The sequence below is a fragment of the Bernardetia sp. genome (genome assembly GCF_020630935.1).
Lineage (GTDB): Bacteria > Bacteroidota > Bacteroidia > Cytophagales > Bernardetiaceae > Bernardetia.
This window is the reverse complement of the sequence record NZ_JAHDIG010000042.1, coordinates 25,333-41,759: the sequence shown is the minus strand read 5'-3', so window position 1 is coordinate 41,759 and position 16,427 is coordinate 25,333. Positions and strand designations below refer to the sequence as shown.

The following is a 16,427-nucleotide window of genomic DNA, read 5'->3' as shown; positions in this document are numbered from 1 at the left end:
GGTTCGACTCCCACCAGCTCCACAGAGTTAAAGGCATATACACCCGTATATGCCTTTACTTTTGCTTTAAAGCGTGTTTTTAGGTATATTTACTCAAACTTAACAACATAAAAAGTCGTATTTGTTGTTAGATTTTGTTACCTAAATTATTACCATTAACGATTGAGTGTTACCTTTTAAAACAACACGAATGTATGGCAAATGCAAATATCTATATTATAGAAAATGAGCCTAATAAACAAGGGGCTTGTAAACTCATGCTTTTCTTTTCCTACAAAGGAAAACGTTTAATGATGACTACTGGAGAAAGATGTTTACCAGAACATTTTGATAAAAAAAAACAAAGGGTAAACAAAAAGCACCCATTCCAAATTGAAACAAATTCTATATTAAACAATCTCTGTGAAAGTGTAGAATCCCATTACAAACAATTTATAGCTAAGGGAAAAGTACCTTCTGTTCAAGAACTTAGAAGTGCTGTAAAACCAAAAGAGAAAAAAGAATTAATAAATGGAACGAAAATCTCTATGGCAGACTATTTCGATTTATTTGAGAGACACTTGATTTCACAGAGACGCTCAAGAAGTACAAAATATAAATACCGTACTTTACAACGTATGTTTTCTAAATATCAAAGAGAAAAGAAGGAAAAAATAGATTTATCAACATTTGATGAGATTACTCATACAAAGTTTATTAATTGGTGTATTTATGATTTGGATAATGCTCCTAGCACGATAGGAAAAAGAAATGGATTTATAAAAGCCTTCTTTGCTTTCTGTGAGAGAAATGAAGCAAATGTACACCCTTATTATAAATCCATAAAAATAAAAAAGGTTGATGCAGAGATGATTTTTCTTAATGAAGATGAGTTAAAAAAAATAGAAGATATACAAGTTGAATCATATCTAGAAAAAACAAAAGACTGCTTTTTATTTTCTTGTTATACAGGGTTAAGATACTCTGACATAGAAAAATTAACTTTAGACCATATTCAATTAGTAGAGGGTAATTATATATTAGAGTTAATACAAGAAAAAACAAATAAAAAAATCTCAATAGCTTTATCCAATAAAGCTGTTGAGATTATGAATAAGTATAAATACAATGTATTGCGCTCCCAAAAAAACAAGCATTTTTTACCTGTTATAACCAATCAAAAGCTGAATGCTTATCTCAAGGATTTAGGAAGAATAGCCGAAATTGACACTCCAGTAGAAAAAATAGTTTACCAACAAGGAGAACCTGTGAAAGTTATTGTTCCAAAATATGAATTGCTTACATTCCATAAAGCTCGTCATACTTTTGCAACACTTAGCTTACAAAGAGGAATGCCATTAGCAGTTTTACAAAAAATTCTTGGTCATAGAAGAATTGAAGAAACTATGATTTATGCAAAAGTAGTTGATACTTTCCAACACGACCAACTTTTGAAAACGTGGAATAACGATAATGAAGAAAAAGATAGTAAGGATGGTTCAAAAAAAATGGAGCAAGTCCAGAAAGAAGTTAATCTTGAAGAGCTGACAAATCAAATCCTAAAAGCCAATGAAGCAGGGCAGGGAAAGCTAACCATTTCCTATCCACTCTCTGAGAATACTGTTTCAAGTCTTGAACAAAAAGGTTTTGTGATTCAAGATACTTCTCCCATAGAAAAATTGAAAGGGATGTATCATACTATTTCTTGGTAAAAGTTACAATATACTGCAAAAAATAGCTTGAGACAGTATGCTCAAGCTATTTTTTTTCTTTACCTCAGAAAATAGATCATGCTAAAAATTAGCACTTCAAAAAAAAATGAATGTTAGAAGTTAAAGTGTCCACTTCATTTCTACATTCTCTCTGTTTAAACACTTGATTTCTTGGTCAGGATATTTTTTGTGGTAACGATTTAGAATCAATTGGACATACTTTGGTTCTATTTCCGTTCCATAAGCAATACGACCTGTTGCTTCTGCTCCCATAATAGTAGTGCCTGAACCCATAAACCAATCAATAATAATTTCTTTTTCATCTGAAACATCAAGACACACATCTGAAACCATCTGTACAGGCTTTGGCGTAGGATGATTTTCCAATACCTCTCTATCTGGGTTGGAGAAACTACTGGCAATAGGGTATTCTACTACATTAGCTCTGAACCTGTCAGCTAGTCCTAGTTTAGAAGTGTGTTTTGCTTTTCCTTTTTTATAGATAAAAATAAGCTCGTGCTTGGCTCTGTAAAAACTGCCATTGCCAGCCTGTGATTTATTCCATACCAATAACTGCTTGGGTTCTCTTGTTTTGAAAACTGGATAAGCTCCTTGACAAACGTGCCAAGCGTGTCTAAAATCCATACACAAATAAATAATAGCTCCATCCACACTATGTTTTACAGCTGTTTCATAAATCTGCTGAATAAACAAGGCAAACTCATCATCTGACATCTCTCCTGCTCCCTCTGCAAAATCGGTATGGGTTACTTTTCCCTTTCCACTAAAGAAATTAGTAGGTAGATTGTAAGGAGGATCAGTAAATACGACTCTGGCTTGCTTTCCATCCATAAGTATAGCCACTTCTTTCTCATCTTTGAATGAACCACAATACAGACGATGCTTGCCTCCCAACTCATATATATCTCCTGCTTGTACCCATAATTCTAGATCGGAGAGTGCTTCCATTTTTTCTGTTGGGTCTTCCTCCTCTTCTTCTTTGGTTGTATCACTGAGGTTATGATAATCAAACTTTTGCTCTAGTTTGTCAAAGGAGAGTTTGGGAAGGTTGATAAACTCTTTGAGCTCACTAAGCTCTAAATCATAATTTTGCACAAAGGCATTCATTCCATCATAGGTAATACTAGCATACGATGATGAATACACCAAAACTAAACGAGCAGCATCTTTTTTATCCTCACACTCCATAAAGAGCGCAGGAAGTAGTAAAGGCACATCTACTCCTTCTTCAATGAGTTCCTTTAAAAGTAGCGTTCTGTGTTTGCCATCCAAACAATACCTTTTTCCGTCTTGGTCTTCCCATATCTTGAAGGGATCAGCAAAGTTATTCTCTACAAAACTGGCTTTGAGACGTTGTCTTTCCGTTTTAGGAAGCTCTTTAAAATCTTCTTGTTGTATAAACTCCAGCTCTTGCCAGTTTATTTTTTCCATTTTCAAGATCCTATCTCTTATTTCTTTCTCCTGCATAGCTATCTTTTTAATTATGATATTGATAATAATAATACACTATTTTTATTAAATTTGTAATTATACAGCTAATTTATTAAAAATATAGTTATGAATAATGAAATATCGCAAGGGCAACGCATTTTTGATTACATCCATACTGAGATAGAACTAATAACTCAGAAAAGTAAACGCTATCCTCTACCTTATCCGAATATGCTCTCCGATGTAGAAATTCATTTCTATATGAAACAGGCAGATAGGTACAAAATAGAGTATGAGCTGCTCTTTAGAATCAAAAGGATTATTGAGACTGCCTTCTCAGAAAAAAATGATCCTGTTGCTTTAAAGAAATACATCAAAGAAGAATTGGATATTCTAAAAGAAAAGCAAGAAGGACATCCTATCCCTAGTCCTCCTTTTTATAAGGGCAATGAATTAGAGGAGTATCTAAAGAAAGTAGAACGAGTAGATATTGAATGTGAGCTGTTGAGCCGAGTGGAGGCAGTGATTAGAAATATTATAGCATAAAAAATGGCAAAAAATGATACGAAACAGGAGTCAGTAACTGATAAACCAGTAAAAACAAAGAATAGAGCGAAAAGAACCGTCGATCAAGTAGAGAAACAGAGAAGAGTTCGGATGGTGGCAGAATGGATGATGCAGGGCAATAGTGTAGAAGATATTATGAGTCAGATTCGCACTATGTGGGGCTTGAAAGCTCGCCAGCCTTATACTTATGTTCAATGGGCGTTGGATTTATTTAAAAAATCCATTGAGCAAACGATTAAAGAACGACTGTCATTTCATATTGCTACACGAATGCGCATGTATAAAAGCATTTTGGAAGACAAGGAATTGAAAGCTAGAGAGCGATACACTTTAGCTCTAGGTGTTTTGAAAGATATAGCGAGTTTAGAGGGATTATACGAAGAGAAAATACATATTAGTGCCAAGACTGAGCACACAGAAACGATAGAGATAACATTAGATTTAGGAGAAACCAGTGATCAGCAAGAAGGGGAGCAAAACATTATCATTCCGTTACAAACGTCCGTGGATAACGAGCTATCAGAAGGCGATTCTTGATAGCCCTGCTCGCTATACAGTTACGGAAGCCTCTACTAAAGCAGGAAAAACAGCCTCTCATATTATATGGCTTTTCGAACAAGCCTTGCAAGGCAAGAAAGGAGATAACTTTTGGTGGGTTGCGCCTGTTTTTTCACAAGCCGAGATTGCTTTTAATCGAATGAAGTCTCAAATTACCTTGCCCAATTTTTTCAAGGTCAATATCTCCAAGCTCAAACTTACCTTACCCAATGGCGTACATATCTGGTTTAAGTCTGCCGACAATCCAGATTCTTTGTATGGTGATGATGTGCAAGCAATTGTCTTCGATGAGTTTACTAGAGCCAAGGAAGCGGCTTGGATAGCCATTCGTTCGGTCGTTACCAAAACAAAAGGAAAAATCAAATTTATTGGTAACTGTGTAGGTCTTAAGTCCTGGCACGGTGAGCTGATTACCAAAGCAAAAGTTTACACCAAAGAAAATGAAGGAAAGGATATAGAAAATCCTGAGTTTGAATACTTCAAGATTACAGCCTACGATGCTGTGGAAGCAGGAGTGCTTGCGCTAGAAGAGGTAGAGCAAGCTAAGAAAGATATATCTGAAATGGAGTTCAAAGCCTTGTATTTGGTAGAACCTCCAGACGATGGAGGGAATCCATTTGGGCTTAGTCACATTGCTGCTTGCCTTGTGCCTTCACTTTCCAAAAAACCTCCTGTATGCTACGGAATTGACCTTGCCAAGTCGGTAGACTATACCGTAGTCATTGGATTAGATGAAGATGGACACCTTGCTTACTTTGAAAGATGGCAAGCTCCGTGGAAAACGACACTTAGGAAATTGCAAGGTCTTGAAAATATTGAGATGCTCGTAGATAGCACAGGAGTGGGCGACCCTATCGTGGAGCAACTTCAAGATGTGTTTGACTTTGCTGAAGGCTATCACTTCTCAAGCAAGAGCAAGCAACAACTGATGGAGGGCTTGGCTGTCGGCATCCAACAGCAAGCTCTAGGTTTCCCTGATGGCATCTTGAGGTATGAATTAGATAGTTTTCAATACGAACATACACGGACTTCCACTCGCTACTCTGCTCCTGCTGGAAAACATGATGATACCGTGTGTGCATTAGCTTTGGCGTATAGAAAGTTTGAAGAGCTAAATAGAAAGCCAGTCTCCAAGCCAATGCCTATTTTTGGAGGTCGCTGATTTCCTTGAGATATTTAATGGAAAGTAAATCTTCTACAAAATGCTCTACCGAATCAGAGCGAATTTGACTTCCATCATATTCTTTCATTCTTTCAGCAAATTCTCTTATGTATTCTTGTGGGGGTTGGTCGGCTGTAAATCTGCCTCCATTTTTAAGTTGATTTACAATGTCTAAAGCAGAGGAGGCTTTTATGATTTGGTCATCATCGCTAGTTATGTAGGTTTTCATAGTTTTGAGGTAGTATTGAGGTTAGTTGAGAAAGGTATAAGCAAGGTGCAAGCTAAGTTAGGATAGGTTGAGCTAGGTCATAGCTAGGTTTTAGGCTGCTAGTTCTTCCTTGCGATTGTTTAAATACGTATAAACTTTTGGTTGATTAAAGGTTTTGAGAGTTTCAAAATGTACTTGGCTTACTCTTTTATCTTTTGAATATTCCACCAAGTTATGTAAAAATACTATCCAGTTATGAATTTTGTCAAATTCTACTGTGCCTGAATGGTGTCTAAATTCTATGGTTTTATATTTTGTATATGATTTTGTATTGAGTTTATTGTAGCGTTGTGGTATGGCAGCCGTGAGTTGATGGATGGTAGAAGCATTTTCTATGGCTGACTTGTGGTTGATTATGGATTTGCAATAATTATTATTATTTGCCCTTCTGCTATTGGGTAAAAACATATCAATCACATTTTCTAAACTGGCATAGTTTAAAAGGATATTTTTGAATTGCTTTAGTTTGAACTGACTCGCATCAAAATGAATGTGCAAGCCACAACTTTTGTTGATATAGGCATTACAGTTTTTAAGAGCTTGACAGACTTTTTTAAGTTGTTCCAGTCCGTCCTCTCCTTTCAAAATCGGACTGACAATTTCAAATCCGTTTGCTCCTCTGATACTGGCATCTGTTATAATTTTCCAATGCGTTTTGGTGGTGTGATTGTAATTTTCAATCTCAACTCTAATTCCTAATTTGATAAGTTCTCTCTTTAATTTTGCCTTCGTTACATTATAGGCTTCTATTTCTACTCCAAACTGTCTGTTGAAATGGATAGGTTTAAATTTAGTATTGCCTCTAGTGCTTGTTTGGTTTGAAACGTATTTAGCATATACATTTTGAACAAATCCATATCCCACTCCCATAAGTTCGGCTACTTGTGTCCTTGTAAATCCCAGTTCTAAAAGTTGCTTTATTTTTTCGGTTTTGGTTGTCTGTAAGGCTAATATTTGCTCTATCATGTGTATTGTTTTTTAAGTAGTTGAATTACACACTCTACACGACACACCCTCTGAATGGTTACGAAACAAAGTAATAAAATAAATAATAATTGTAATATTAAAGTATATAAAAATATATCTGTTTTATTGCAACCTATATAAACAACTATCGTGTAGAGTAGTGTAATTAAAACGCTAACCATAACAGATAAAAAAATGACAACAACTATTATCACCTACATCCATGAAGACTTGCAGCACGAAGCTATTTTAGTAAAACATTTGGGTTCTTCTGTAGAACTAGAAGAAAAGTTAGCTGAGCAGTTTGAAGCGTATGAAAGATCTATCACATTGACAGATGTTGCCATCTTCTTGATGCGTAATTCAGAAAAATATGAGATAGTAAACAATGGGTATTTTTGGAAAGAATCAGAGTTTAGAAAAAGTGAGATGTTCAGAGCTGCTCACCAAGAAATAGAATTTGCATCAGATAGATACTTTCAGATATATAACTAAAGTACTGTAACCCTTCATACACGTTGTCGTGTACAGTAATGTAAATTGAACCTCAAAAAATAACAAAATGAAATTTTCAAGCATTAAAAAATTACCCACAACAAACTACCACACACATGTTCCTTTTGGAAGATTAGAAAGATGGCTAGAAAGACAAGGAAAAGATTATGAAGTAAATACAGACCCTGCTTATCAAAGAGGTTACGTTTGGACCGACAAACAAAAAACAGAGTTTGTAGAATATGTATTAAAAGGAGGACAATCAGGCAGAGATATTTACTGGAACTGCCCAGCGTATGATACGGCAAGTAACGACCTAAATTTTGAGTTAGTCGATGGGAAACAAAGACTAAGTGCCATTTTAGGATTTTTGAGAAATGAAGTAAAAACCTTTGGATATTTCTACAACGAGTTTGAAGATGCAGATACAATGCTAAAAGGTTCTGATTTATATTTCAAAATGAATATCAACAATTTACAAACTCAAACGGAAGTTGTGGATTGGTACTTAGGGATGAACACAGGAGGCAGTGTACACACAGAAGAAGATTTAAAAATAGCTATTGAGTATAGAAATGCTCAAGTATAAAAAAACACCTTTCAAAAATGTAAGTTTGAAAGGTGTTTTTTGTGCTGATTGAGGGACTCGAACCCATTCCGTTTACAGAGACAGTGTAATATCTTAACCATTTGACCTATACCTCATTGTTATATTCTAGCGAGAAAGGTAGGTTTCGAACCTACGACCTATCGGTTAACAGCCGATTGCTCTACCACTAAGCTACTCTCTCGTTATTGCACGCCCTGTAAGAATCGAACTCACGTCATTGGTTTTGGAGACCAGTACATTACCACTATGTTAAAGGCGTTTATTTTGTTACCTCGTTAGGGTTCGAACCTAAACTCTTCTGAACCAAAGTCAGACGTGTTACCCATTACACCACAAGGCAATATGTATTTTTTATGCTGTGGGAATACTAGGAGTCGAACCTAGAAAGCCGAAGCTCCAGATTTACAGTCTGGTGCAGATTGCCATATCTACAACATTCCCATTGTGGTACTCCATAAGAGACTCGAACTCTTGCCACTCGGTAGAAAGCCGAGTATCTTAACCACTTGACTAATGGAGCAAATCGTAAGATGAATAGGACTCGAACCTATGACTTTCTGTGCATCAGACAGATGCTCTACCGACTGAGCTATCATCTTATGTGCTTCTATCAACCCTATCAAAATGTAGAAAGTTCCTTTTACAAAGAAAAGTAATTGTCAACTCCCTTAATAATAGCCTTAGCAATCGTAGCTTGTCCTTCTTCACTTTTTAAGTATTCCAAATCGCTACGATTCGTCATAAAAGCACATTCTACTGTTGCTGTTACACAAAGCGTTTCTCTAAGGGCTTGAAAATTTGCTCCTACAGCTTTTCCTCTATTAAAACTCCACGCACGATCTGGTAAGCCTGTTCGTTTGACCATTTGTTCGTGAATGGAGATAGCAAGTTGTTTTCCTTTTTTGCTATACTGTACAAGCTCTTTTCCTTCAGCGTTTTTTATTCTTCTCTCAAAATAGAAAGTTACTGTTCCAGAAGCAGAAGTAAACTCTACTTTATTTTTATTGGGTTGATGAGCGTTACAATGTAAATCAATACAGATTACTCTTTTCTTTTCTGTTAGAGCTTTGTTATTGATTCTATTGATATGCCCTACTACAATATCTAAAGCCCTGTCTTCATTTGGGTCTTCAAAGTCATACGGATTGGCAATGATAGACTCATACCCTAGTTTATCTCCTTCGGCAATCGCTTTTGTTCCTATTTGCTTATTGAGCGTGTATTCTTTGATGATAGTTCCATCATCTTGTTTTGGAGTTTCTTTTCCACTTGTATTTAAGCTGTGTCCAAATCGCCAAATGATAACATCTCCGTTTTTAGGTATTTTTGGTTCTTTAGTTTCTTTTGGTTGTTCTTTTTCAGTTTCTTCAATCAAAACCTCAATAAGCTCTTTCTCATCTTCTGTATCTTCTCCTATCTCTTCATCAGAAATAACAATCGGAACATAGATAATTTTAACTTCTTCTTTTTTTTGAGTTAAAAACCCAAACCAAATCAATAGCGACTTTATATTTCTCCAAATCATAATTTTATTTTTTTATAATTCTAGCTGTTGCAATAACAATATTTCTTTCTGTATCGGCTGCGCTATGCCATTCCAACAGCACATCTTCTCCAGCAGCGTTTTTATAATAGTTACTAAATTCAAAGTCTGACACTTCGCCTTTTTTTTCTCCTGTAAATAATGCCCATGTTTCTTCTTTGCTTCTTTCTGCTACATAATCAATAAAGCAATCGCCAGTCATCATCACATAGTCAAGACCTAGTCTATCTTCCCAAGCCTTGTTTACGATAAGTATTTTTCCTGTCCCTATCTCTACCACTAAAAACAAATCTTTTATCATCTCATCAACTACTTGAGCAAATGAAAACTGTAAAGAGAATAGATTCGCCATCCTTTCATAGCTCCTTATTTTTCGTTCTTTTTCAGGCATAGCTTTCTATTTTTTTGAAGATTTTTCAATGAATCAATATTTTTTTTGATAAAATTAAAAAAATACTTGCTTTTTATTATGAGATTTGAAAAATAATTCAAATAATTTTATCAAATTTACATCTGATAGATAGTTTTATTGAAAATTTTATAATAAACCACTTAATTTTTTAAGAAAATGGCAGAGAAAGAAGTGCAAGAGAAAGATATTCACGCAATGAAACAGACAGCTTCTTTTGTGTGTGATGTAGCAGAGTCAGGGGATAGAGTCTTCGAAGATGGCGAAATTGAAGCTGAGGAGATTTTTGAAGAGCTAATGAACCTAGCTCCCAAGTCAACCAAACTCTTTTATGCTAAAAAAGCATACGAACAACGTCATCTTATCAATGAAAAAGAACAACGTCAAGAGCTGGTAGAGTTTCTCAAGCAAGACCTTGACCTTATCGATGATGGTGTAGAGGAAGTTGCAGAAAATGCTGTGAGTGTTTTGGATGCTGTTTGGGAACTCAAGACCTCTATTCAAAAGCTCAGAAATAAGAAGAAAGAGGCGCAAGCGTAAATTGACGAAATTTTTAAGGTAAAAACAGAAGATGCTGCAAGGATTAGAAAAACTATTTTTTTGGAGAAAAAAGCAGGGCGAGGATGAGAGTAAGAAGGTAGCCCAAGAAGGAAGCGAGAAAGAGATAAAGAGCTTTAAGTATCCAATCAGTGGTGGTCTTCGTAGTTCTTCTGTTTCTACTAAAGGTTTTGGATTTGGAGATAAGGAACGAGAAATTTATCCAGAGTTTGCTTTAGAGTGGATTCCTATTTTAAAAAATCTTTCTGTTTATGATAGGAATGTAGGTAGAGCTGTAAACAATAGTGTTTCACTTGCTCAAACGTCTTATCAAATCGAATTGCCAGATAATCTATCCAAAAGGGATAGAAAAAACATCATGGAAACGCTACGCATTTTTGAAAGAGATGCCAAGATAGATGCTTTTACAAGAAATGCTATCCGAACGGTAATGTATGCAGGAGGTATTGCTGTGGAGGGCGTGCTGGTTGGAAATCCTTATGCTTCGGCAGTAAAGAGACTAGCTATTTTGGATATCACCAATATTCGTTTCAATTACAATCCAAAAACAGATGAGTTTATTCCAAAGCAGATAAATGTAAGCATTGCTGGAAAGTCTGAAATTATCTTGAGAAAAGAAACTTTCTTTTATGAGTGTGTCAATCAGCTAGACGAAAGTCCTTATCCTGTACCAATGCTTCTATCAGCCATAGAAGACATCATCACGCAAAAGGATATGTTAGAGAACTTCAAAATCATCATCAAAAAACTAGGAATGATGGGGTTTTTGGAGGTTTTAATTACAGCACCTACTCAAGAAAAAGGAGAAACAGATGAAGCGTACTATAAAAGATGTGAAGACCATATTTATCAAGCAGGAAGAGAAATACAGCAAGGACTTGACAATGGTTTTGCTGTTGGTTTTAAAACTTTGGATGGCGACAAGAAGTATGTTCCAGCATCGGAATTCAAAATGAATGCTACCAACATCAATTTTGGAGGAGCAGAAAAGGCATTTGAAATCATCAATCGACTGCTGAATAATGGTCTGAATACAGACGGTGTATTTATGAACCATAATAACAATACCTCTGAAACCTTTGCAAGAGTTCTTTTACAAGTTTTGATAGGTAATATTGATAGTATTCAAAAAACAGTTGCCTCCATTTTAAGTGATGTTTTCTTACTTCATTTGAAGTTACAAGGTTTTACCAAGTTAGACTGGGTAAAAGTAGTTTTTGAAAAACCTTTGATTGGCGATAGCTTAAAAGAAGCGCAAACCGAAGCCACACGCATTAGCAATGTTATCAGTAAAGTAACTGCTGGAATCATTGATGATGATATGGCAGCGCAAGAACTCGGTTACGAAAAAGCATCTGGAATAAAGCAAGAATCTCCAACTCGGTCTCCGAAAGTAGAGGTTGAACCAGATAATAATACGAATCCAGATAAGGATGTGGATGTATCATTATCTAAAAAAAAAGATTTTGGAAGAACTGACTTTGGAGATGATTACTTGACAAAAAATGCCAGTAATTATTCAAAAGTCTTAGAGCGAAAATACAAATCAGCTAGTAAGAAGCTGATAAAATTAGTCAAGGAAAATATAGAAGTTATAAGGCTTCAAAATGAAACTGATTTAGTTACCATTTTCTTCTTGACACTTGAGCAAAACTGGGAAACGCTCTTTACAGAGAATATCCAAACTGACATTGAAAACTATACACAGAAGGTGTATAGAAAATATCGTAAAGACACATCCATCTTTCCAAAGGAAGAAGAGCAAAAAACAGAAAATACAAGAAATTTAGCTCATTTTGTTACTCCTCCAGAAGTGGTAGAAGATTTTTTAGATATTCGTTTGATAGAGTATTTGGCAGAATCAGATAGTTTCTACTTGGGTAAATTCATTACTGATGAAGCTGCAAAACGTAGAATTACACAAATGCTCTTGGATTTCTATGTTGCCAACGATGGCGAGATTGGAAATAGCGATACACTAAGAGAGTTTACTGAGCTGATGCAGGAGCAGATGGAAATAGAAGAGTTTCAAATTCGAAGAATTGTAGAGACGACGATGACCAATGCAAGAAATTTTGCACACATCAAGTATTTGCATCAAGCCGAAATCAAGCAGTTCAGACGAGTAGAAATAGGAGATAGATTGACCTGTTCTTATTGCCAAGCAATGGACGGAGATATTTACGAAGTAGCAACAGAAATCAGAAAAGCAGAAGTATTTGTATCGTCTACTCCAGAAGAGATTGTAGATATAAGTCCTTTTGCTACAACAATAGACATTGATAGTTTTAAAAGTATGAGTGCAGCCGAAAGGCAAGCAGCAGGTATAGGAGCGCAAGCAGCGCATCCTAAATGTAGAGGAAGAATTGTAGCTGTTATAAATTAGAAATGGAAGCAGAATTAAAAATAGTTGGAGCAATCGTTATTGGAGTTATGTTCTTAGCCAATACTGGAATCGGTATTTGGATATATCGGATTATGAAGGTAGCAGACCTTTTTAAAGAAGAGTTTCCCACCGTAAAAGGCAAAGTAGATGCTATAGAAAAAGATATTATTACAATAAAAAATGATATAAAAAATACTGAAAAAAGTATTGCTGAACTTAAAACTGATAAAGTAGATAAATCTAAGTTGGAGGCTGTTAAATCAGATATTTCTAGGTTAGAAGCTGATAAAGTAGATAAGTCTAAATTAGAGGCTGCTGATAAAGAAATTAAAGACTTAAAGTCTATTATTGAGAAAATAGAAAATAACTTCTCATTGAATATAGAAAGGTTTATCAAAATAAGCGAAGGCTATGGCAAAGGTATTACAGAGCTTAATACTGGTCTAGGGTACATCTCCGAATCATTGAAAGAAGTAAAAACTGATGTTAAAAAGATAAATGATCATATTTTTTTTGAAAAGAGTAGATAATAAATTGATAAAATAAATGGATAAGAATAAAACAAAACGCCCTTTCAACGTGCAGGTACTTAAGGGAACGCTGCCATCTATCAAAAACTTTGATGCTGCTTATGCTTACATTCCCTTTCGGCTTTTCTCTGCTGACTCTATTATAGGAGCAGGTGGATGGAACTGTTCCTACTGTCCTAAAGAGGTACTCCAAAAAGCAGCTCATTTATGGGAAGAAAATGTCCTTCGCCTAGACCATAAACTGGCTACTAGAGAAATTGTAGGTACAGTAGTACAAGTATGGTTTGATGAGGGGAGCATCCAAGATGGGGTTCGTCTTCCTGCTGGTGTGAATGGTTTTTTCAAAGTTTCTCGTAAAGAATTTAGCAAAGAAGTAGAGCTATTAGAATCTGAACCTGCTGGCATTCGCTACACGAGTGCAGGTATTTCCTTTGAGTTTGAGCCTTCTCACGAGTTTGAAGAAGATTGGGATTTTTGGTGGCACGTTGGACAGACCATCAATGGCGAGTTTGTTCATTTCAAGATTACTAAAATAGACGAAGTCTTTGAGCAGTCTTTAGTTTGGGAAGGAGCAGACCCTTGTGCTGTGATGTTGGGAGAAGAAAATGATGAGATAATTTATAAATACCTTAAAACACATAAGGTATTGAATGAAGAGAATCTAAAAGCTCTCAAGGCAAAAACTGAAAATGTAGCAAATTTCAAAGCTGAGTTTAAAAAAGAAATGCCTAAAGGTATTGGTCGTTTTGCTAAGATGACTTTTGTGGTCAATCCTCAAGCAGGAACTGATAGTAAAGGTTTTGGGAAAGAAGGGGAGTTCAATGCTAAAATCGTATCAGAAGCAGAGCATATTGCTGCAAAAGCAGAAAGCCAAAAAGAGCAAGGTATGACAGATTTAGAAGAAAAACTAAAAACTTTTGAATCTGACCTCAAAGAAAAAACGACTACCATCACAAAGCTACAAGTAGAAGTAGAAAAGAAGAAGGTAGAAATCCAAGACCTCACCTCCAAGTTAGAACTTGCTCAAAAGCACGCTAAAGAAAATGAGGAGTTGATTACTTTTTCAAAAAACCTCTTAGACAAAACACGCAATTATGCCAAAGAAGTCTATATCAAGCAAGGCAAGGAACTTCCTTCAAGCATAGAAGCTATCATTGACAAGTCTGATTTTAATACCCTTAATGATTTGATAGAAGAATTTGGAGGCGAAGCTATGAGAACGTATGGAACTCCTAAATGCACTAAATGTGGCAGCCAAGAATTTGTAATTCGCAACTCTGAACATACCGATTTGCCTGATGAACGAGAGTCAAAAAACTCAACATCAGAAGATGCTTTAGATAATTTTTACTTAAACCAAACTTTAAAATAAGATGACAGGAGATATTCAATCAACCCAAAAATCTACCTACGCAGGTGTAGGTATTGTGATGACTTTCAATTGTGCAACTGACTCTACTTTAATCAAAGGACAAGAAGTAATGTTGAGTGCTTCTAATACAGTTGTTGCTCGCACAGGCAATACGCTTGATAACTATGTAGGTATTGTAGATTCTTTGCCAAAAAATGGTAAAGTAGGAATTCGTACAGCTTTCCTAGCTGAGACGTATGCTACAAGTGCAGATGGTACAACATCATTAGGAGCAAATGGCATTGGTGTCAAATCAACAGGTGCAGTCTTGAATGGCAAACCTGTATATGCTATTGCTGATATGGGTAACCATTATGCAGCTGTAATTTTGGATAATTCAGACCCTGCAAATACTTGTTTAGGTATTTTATATACACCTAGAATTTCTACTTACGCATAAGATAATCTGAATTGGATAGTGATAAAATAGGATAGGATAAAAAATAATGTAAACGCTTAAAATAATTTTAATTGAATATGGATAAGAAAAAAACGATTGGCTGCGAGCTAACCCATCAATTCTTTGCGACCAAGCGAGAAAATAAAGAGAGTCTTTCACAAAAAGCAGTAGAAGAGACAGCAGAGGCTGCACGAAAGAGTTTTGCACAGTTTACTGACTTTGTTTACAAAGTGCGTAGTGGCTGGACAGATGAAAAAAATGAGAAACACGCTCCTGTAAATCTCTCAACAGATGCTGCTTTAAAGAGTTTTTATGGTGCTGAATCTACCTTTGAGTTTCTACAACTCTTTGGTGTAAATCCTCAAACAGATACGCTAGAAGGAATGGCTCGCAAACTGACAGGAAAAGAGAGCTTTACCTTGAATCCTTCTCAAGTGATGGATATGCTGACGGCACAAAGCTTTCATACGATGTATGGAGCGCAGCGAGGCGATTACAATCCAGAGTTTGCCTTTCTCTTACCACAAGTTATTTTAGATGCCATTTATTTGGGGTATGCAAAAGGAGGAATGCACCTCAATTGGATTATTCGTACGCAAAGCACCAATGGTCAAGACCGTGCTACATTCCCTTATATTATTATGGGAAATGGTGCTGTAGGGGAAACAGCAGAGGGAGCTGATGCCAAATTCACAGATGTGGAAGTAGGTCAGAAGCGTCCAAAAACCACCAAGCTCATGGGAGGTATCAAAATGACCTATGAGGTACTCAGAAGCACCACACTGATTAATTTAGCCGATGCACTCTCTTATATTGGAGAACAAATGGCAATGAAAGCCGATGCTATGGCAATGAAAGTCTTGATTAGTGGAGATATGGCTGATGGGAGTGAATCTGCTCCTGTGATTGGAGTAGATTCGGCAGGAGCATTTTCTTCAAAAGACATCAAACGAGTCATCGCTCAAATGGCTCGCCTTTCCTACTCTTCTAGCCGTATGATTACAGGATTAGATGCAGGAATGGAGATTGATGAGCTACCAGAATTCAAAGGATTTAGTGGTCAGACAAAGCAGTTTCGTTTGCCTCCACTGGGCGTTCCACAAGATTTTACTCGTGAAATTTTCACGATGCCTTCTGAAAATCAAGTGCTTCTACTTGACCCCAACAAGGCGATGGTAAAATTAGAGGAAACAGGAATTATGATTGAGCAAGATAAAAACATTGTCAATCAGACGGTTGTAGGAGTTGTTTCAATGAATGTAGGTTTTGCTATTGCTCGTCGTAATGGAAGGGTGATTTTAGACAAGACAGCAGCTTTTTCTACTACAGGCTTCCCGTCTTATATGGATGTAGATGCTCTTTTAGCTGAATTTTACACCCATTAGAAGCTGTCTAATGGGTGCTATTTTCTTTTTACAATT

At 36.0% G+C, this 16,427-nt stretch carries 17 protein-coding genes and 6 tRNA genes; 12 read left to right on the top strand and 11 right to left on the bottom strand.

The annotated features are described in order from the left end of the window. Positions 1-194 precede the first annotated feature (194 nt). The gene (locus QZ659_RS12685) at positions 195-1,691 is read left to right on the top strand and encodes a site-specific integrase (protein WP_291726194.1); all 1,497 of its coding nucleotides are present in this window, start codon (positions 195-197) and stop codon (positions 1,689-1,691) included. A 120-nt stretch (positions 1,692-1,811) separates the two neighbouring features. Here the strand turns inward: QZ659_RS12685 and QZ659_RS12680 are convergent, their stop codons facing one another. After that, on the bottom strand, positions 1,812-3,179 hold the full coding sequence (locus QZ659_RS12680) for a DNA-methyltransferase (protein ID WP_291726193.1): 1,368 nt from the start codon (positions 3,177-3,179) through the stop codon (positions 1,812-1,814). 90 nt (positions 3,180-3,269) lie between these two features. Here QZ659_RS12680 and QZ659_RS12675 point away from each other — a divergent pair, with 90 nt between their 5' ends. Genes QZ659_RS12675 through QZ659_RS12665 form a run of 3 tightly spaced genes read left to right on the top strand, consistent with a single transcriptional unit; the run spans position 3,270 to position 5,430 of the window. After that, positions 3,270-3,689 (top strand): hypothetical protein, encoded by a 420-nt coding sequence (locus QZ659_RS12675; RefSeq protein ID WP_291726192.1) that lies wholly within the window; start codon positions 3,270-3,272, stop codon positions 3,687-3,689. Between the two features lie 3 nt (positions 3,690-3,692). Then, a complete protein-coding gene (locus tag QZ659_RS12670; RefSeq protein WP_291726191.1) occupies positions 3,693-4,247 on the top strand; it encodes a hypothetical protein in 555 nt (184 codons plus the stop codon). Further along, positions 4,165-5,430 carry a terminase large subunit domain-containing protein gene (locus QZ659_RS12665; RefSeq protein ID WP_291726190.1) on the top strand — a complete coding sequence of 422 codons (1,266 nt, stop codon included), beginning with the start codon at positions 4,165-4,167 and terminating at the stop codon, positions 5,428-5,430. The genes QZ659_RS12670 and QZ659_RS12665 overlap by 83 nt, the downstream gene beginning before the upstream one ends. Here the strand turns inward: QZ659_RS12665 and QZ659_RS12660 are convergent. Both QZ659_RS12660 and QZ659_RS12655 read right to left on the bottom strand, forming a co-directional pair. Continuing rightward, positions 5,411-5,659 carry a hypothetical protein gene (locus tag QZ659_RS12660; protein ID WP_291726189.1) on the bottom strand — a complete coding sequence of 83 codons (249 nt, stop codon included), beginning with the start codon at positions 5,657-5,659 and terminating at the stop codon, positions 5,411-5,413. The genes QZ659_RS12665 and QZ659_RS12660 overlap by 20 nt on opposite strands. Before the next feature lie 90 nt (positions 5,660-5,749). Then, positions 5,750-6,664 (bottom strand): amidoligase family protein, encoded by a 915-nt coding sequence (locus QZ659_RS12655; protein WP_291726188.1) that lies wholly within the window; start codon positions 6,662-6,664, stop codon positions 5,750-5,752. Between the two features lie 195 nt (positions 6,665-6,859). Here QZ659_RS12655 and QZ659_RS12650 point away from each other — a divergent pair, with 195 nt between their 5' ends. Then, positions 6,860-7,159, top strand: coding sequence for a hypothetical protein (locus QZ659_RS12650; RefSeq protein WP_291726187.1), 300 nt, complete (start codon positions 6,860-6,862; stop codon positions 7,157-7,159). Positions 7,160-7,226: 67 nt separating this feature from the next. After that, positions 7,227-7,748: a DUF262 domain-containing protein gene (locus tag QZ659_RS12645; protein WP_291726186.1), complete on the top strand. Its 522-nt coding sequence runs from the start codon at positions 7,227-7,229 to the stop codon at positions 7,746-7,748. 130 nt (positions 7,749-7,878) lie between these two features. Here QZ659_RS12645 and QZ659_RS12640 read toward each other — a convergent pair. From QZ659_RS12640 to QZ659_RS12605, 8 genes are all read right to left on the bottom strand, one after another. Beyond that, positions 7,879-7,950 (bottom strand) — tRNA-Asn (locus tag QZ659_RS12640). A gap of 7 nt (positions 7,951-7,957) precedes the next feature. Further along, a tRNA-Trp gene (locus tag QZ659_RS12635) sits at positions 7,958-8,028 on the bottom strand. A gap of 8 nt (positions 8,029-8,036) precedes the next feature. Beyond that, positions 8,037-8,109, bottom strand: a tRNA-Gln gene (locus QZ659_RS12630). A 19-nt stretch (positions 8,110-8,128) separates the two neighbouring features. After that, positions 8,129-8,210: transfer RNA gene (locus QZ659_RS12625), tRNA-Tyr, on the bottom strand. Between the two features lie 4 nt (positions 8,211-8,214). After that, positions 8,215-8,289: transfer RNA gene (locus QZ659_RS12620), tRNA-Glu, on the bottom strand. 6 nt (positions 8,290-8,295) lie between these two features. Further along, positions 8,296-8,368: transfer RNA gene (locus QZ659_RS12615), tRNA-Ile, on the bottom strand. 41 nt (positions 8,369-8,409) lie between these two features. Further along, positions 8,410-9,294 (bottom strand): N-acetylmuramoyl-L-alanine amidase family protein, encoded by an 885-nt coding sequence (locus QZ659_RS12610; protein WP_291726185.1) that lies wholly within the window; start codon positions 9,292-9,294, stop codon positions 8,410-8,412. Between the two features lie 4 nt (positions 9,295-9,298). Further along, positions 9,299-9,703 carry a hypothetical protein gene (locus QZ659_RS12605; protein ID WP_291726184.1) on the bottom strand — a complete coding sequence of 135 codons (405 nt, stop codon included), beginning with the start codon at positions 9,701-9,703 and terminating at the stop codon, positions 9,299-9,301. 177 nt (positions 9,704-9,880) lie between these two features. On the opposite strand from QZ659_RS12605, the gene QZ659_RS12600 reads away from it, so the two are divergent. The 6 genes from QZ659_RS12600 (at position 9,881) to QZ659_RS12575 (ending at position 16,391) form a co-directional block, all read left to right on the top strand. Continuing rightward, positions 9,881-10,261 (top strand): hypothetical protein, encoded by a 381-nt coding sequence (locus QZ659_RS12600; protein ID WP_291726183.1) that lies wholly within the window; start codon positions 9,881-9,883, stop codon positions 10,259-10,261. A gap of 31 nt (positions 10,262-10,292) precedes the next feature. After that, positions 10,293-12,665: a hypothetical protein gene (locus QZ659_RS12595; protein ID WP_291726182.1), complete on the top strand. Its 2,373-nt coding sequence runs from the start codon at positions 10,293-10,295 to the stop codon at positions 12,663-12,665. 2 nt (positions 12,666-12,667) lie between these two features. After that, entirely contained in the window at positions 12,668-13,195 is a 528-nt protein-coding gene (locus tag QZ659_RS12590; RefSeq protein ID WP_291726181.1) for a hypothetical protein, read from the top strand. 16 nt (positions 13,196-13,211) lie between these two features. Beyond that, complete coding sequence (locus tag QZ659_RS12585) at positions 13,212-14,567, top strand: coiled-coil domain-containing protein (RefSeq protein ID WP_291726180.1); 1,356 nt, start codon at positions 13,212-13,214, stop codon at positions 14,565-14,567. A 1-nt stretch (position 14,568) separates the two neighbouring features. Then, entirely contained in the window at positions 14,569-15,006 is a 438-nt protein-coding gene (locus tag QZ659_RS12580; RefSeq protein ID WP_291726179.1) for a hypothetical protein, read from the top strand. A 77-nt stretch (positions 15,007-15,083) separates the two neighbouring features. Next, complete coding sequence (locus QZ659_RS12575) at positions 15,084-16,391, top strand: hypothetical protein (protein ID WP_291726178.1); 1,308 nt, start codon at positions 15,084-15,086, stop codon at positions 16,389-16,391. The last annotated feature ends 36 nt before the right edge of the window (positions 16,392-16,427 follow it).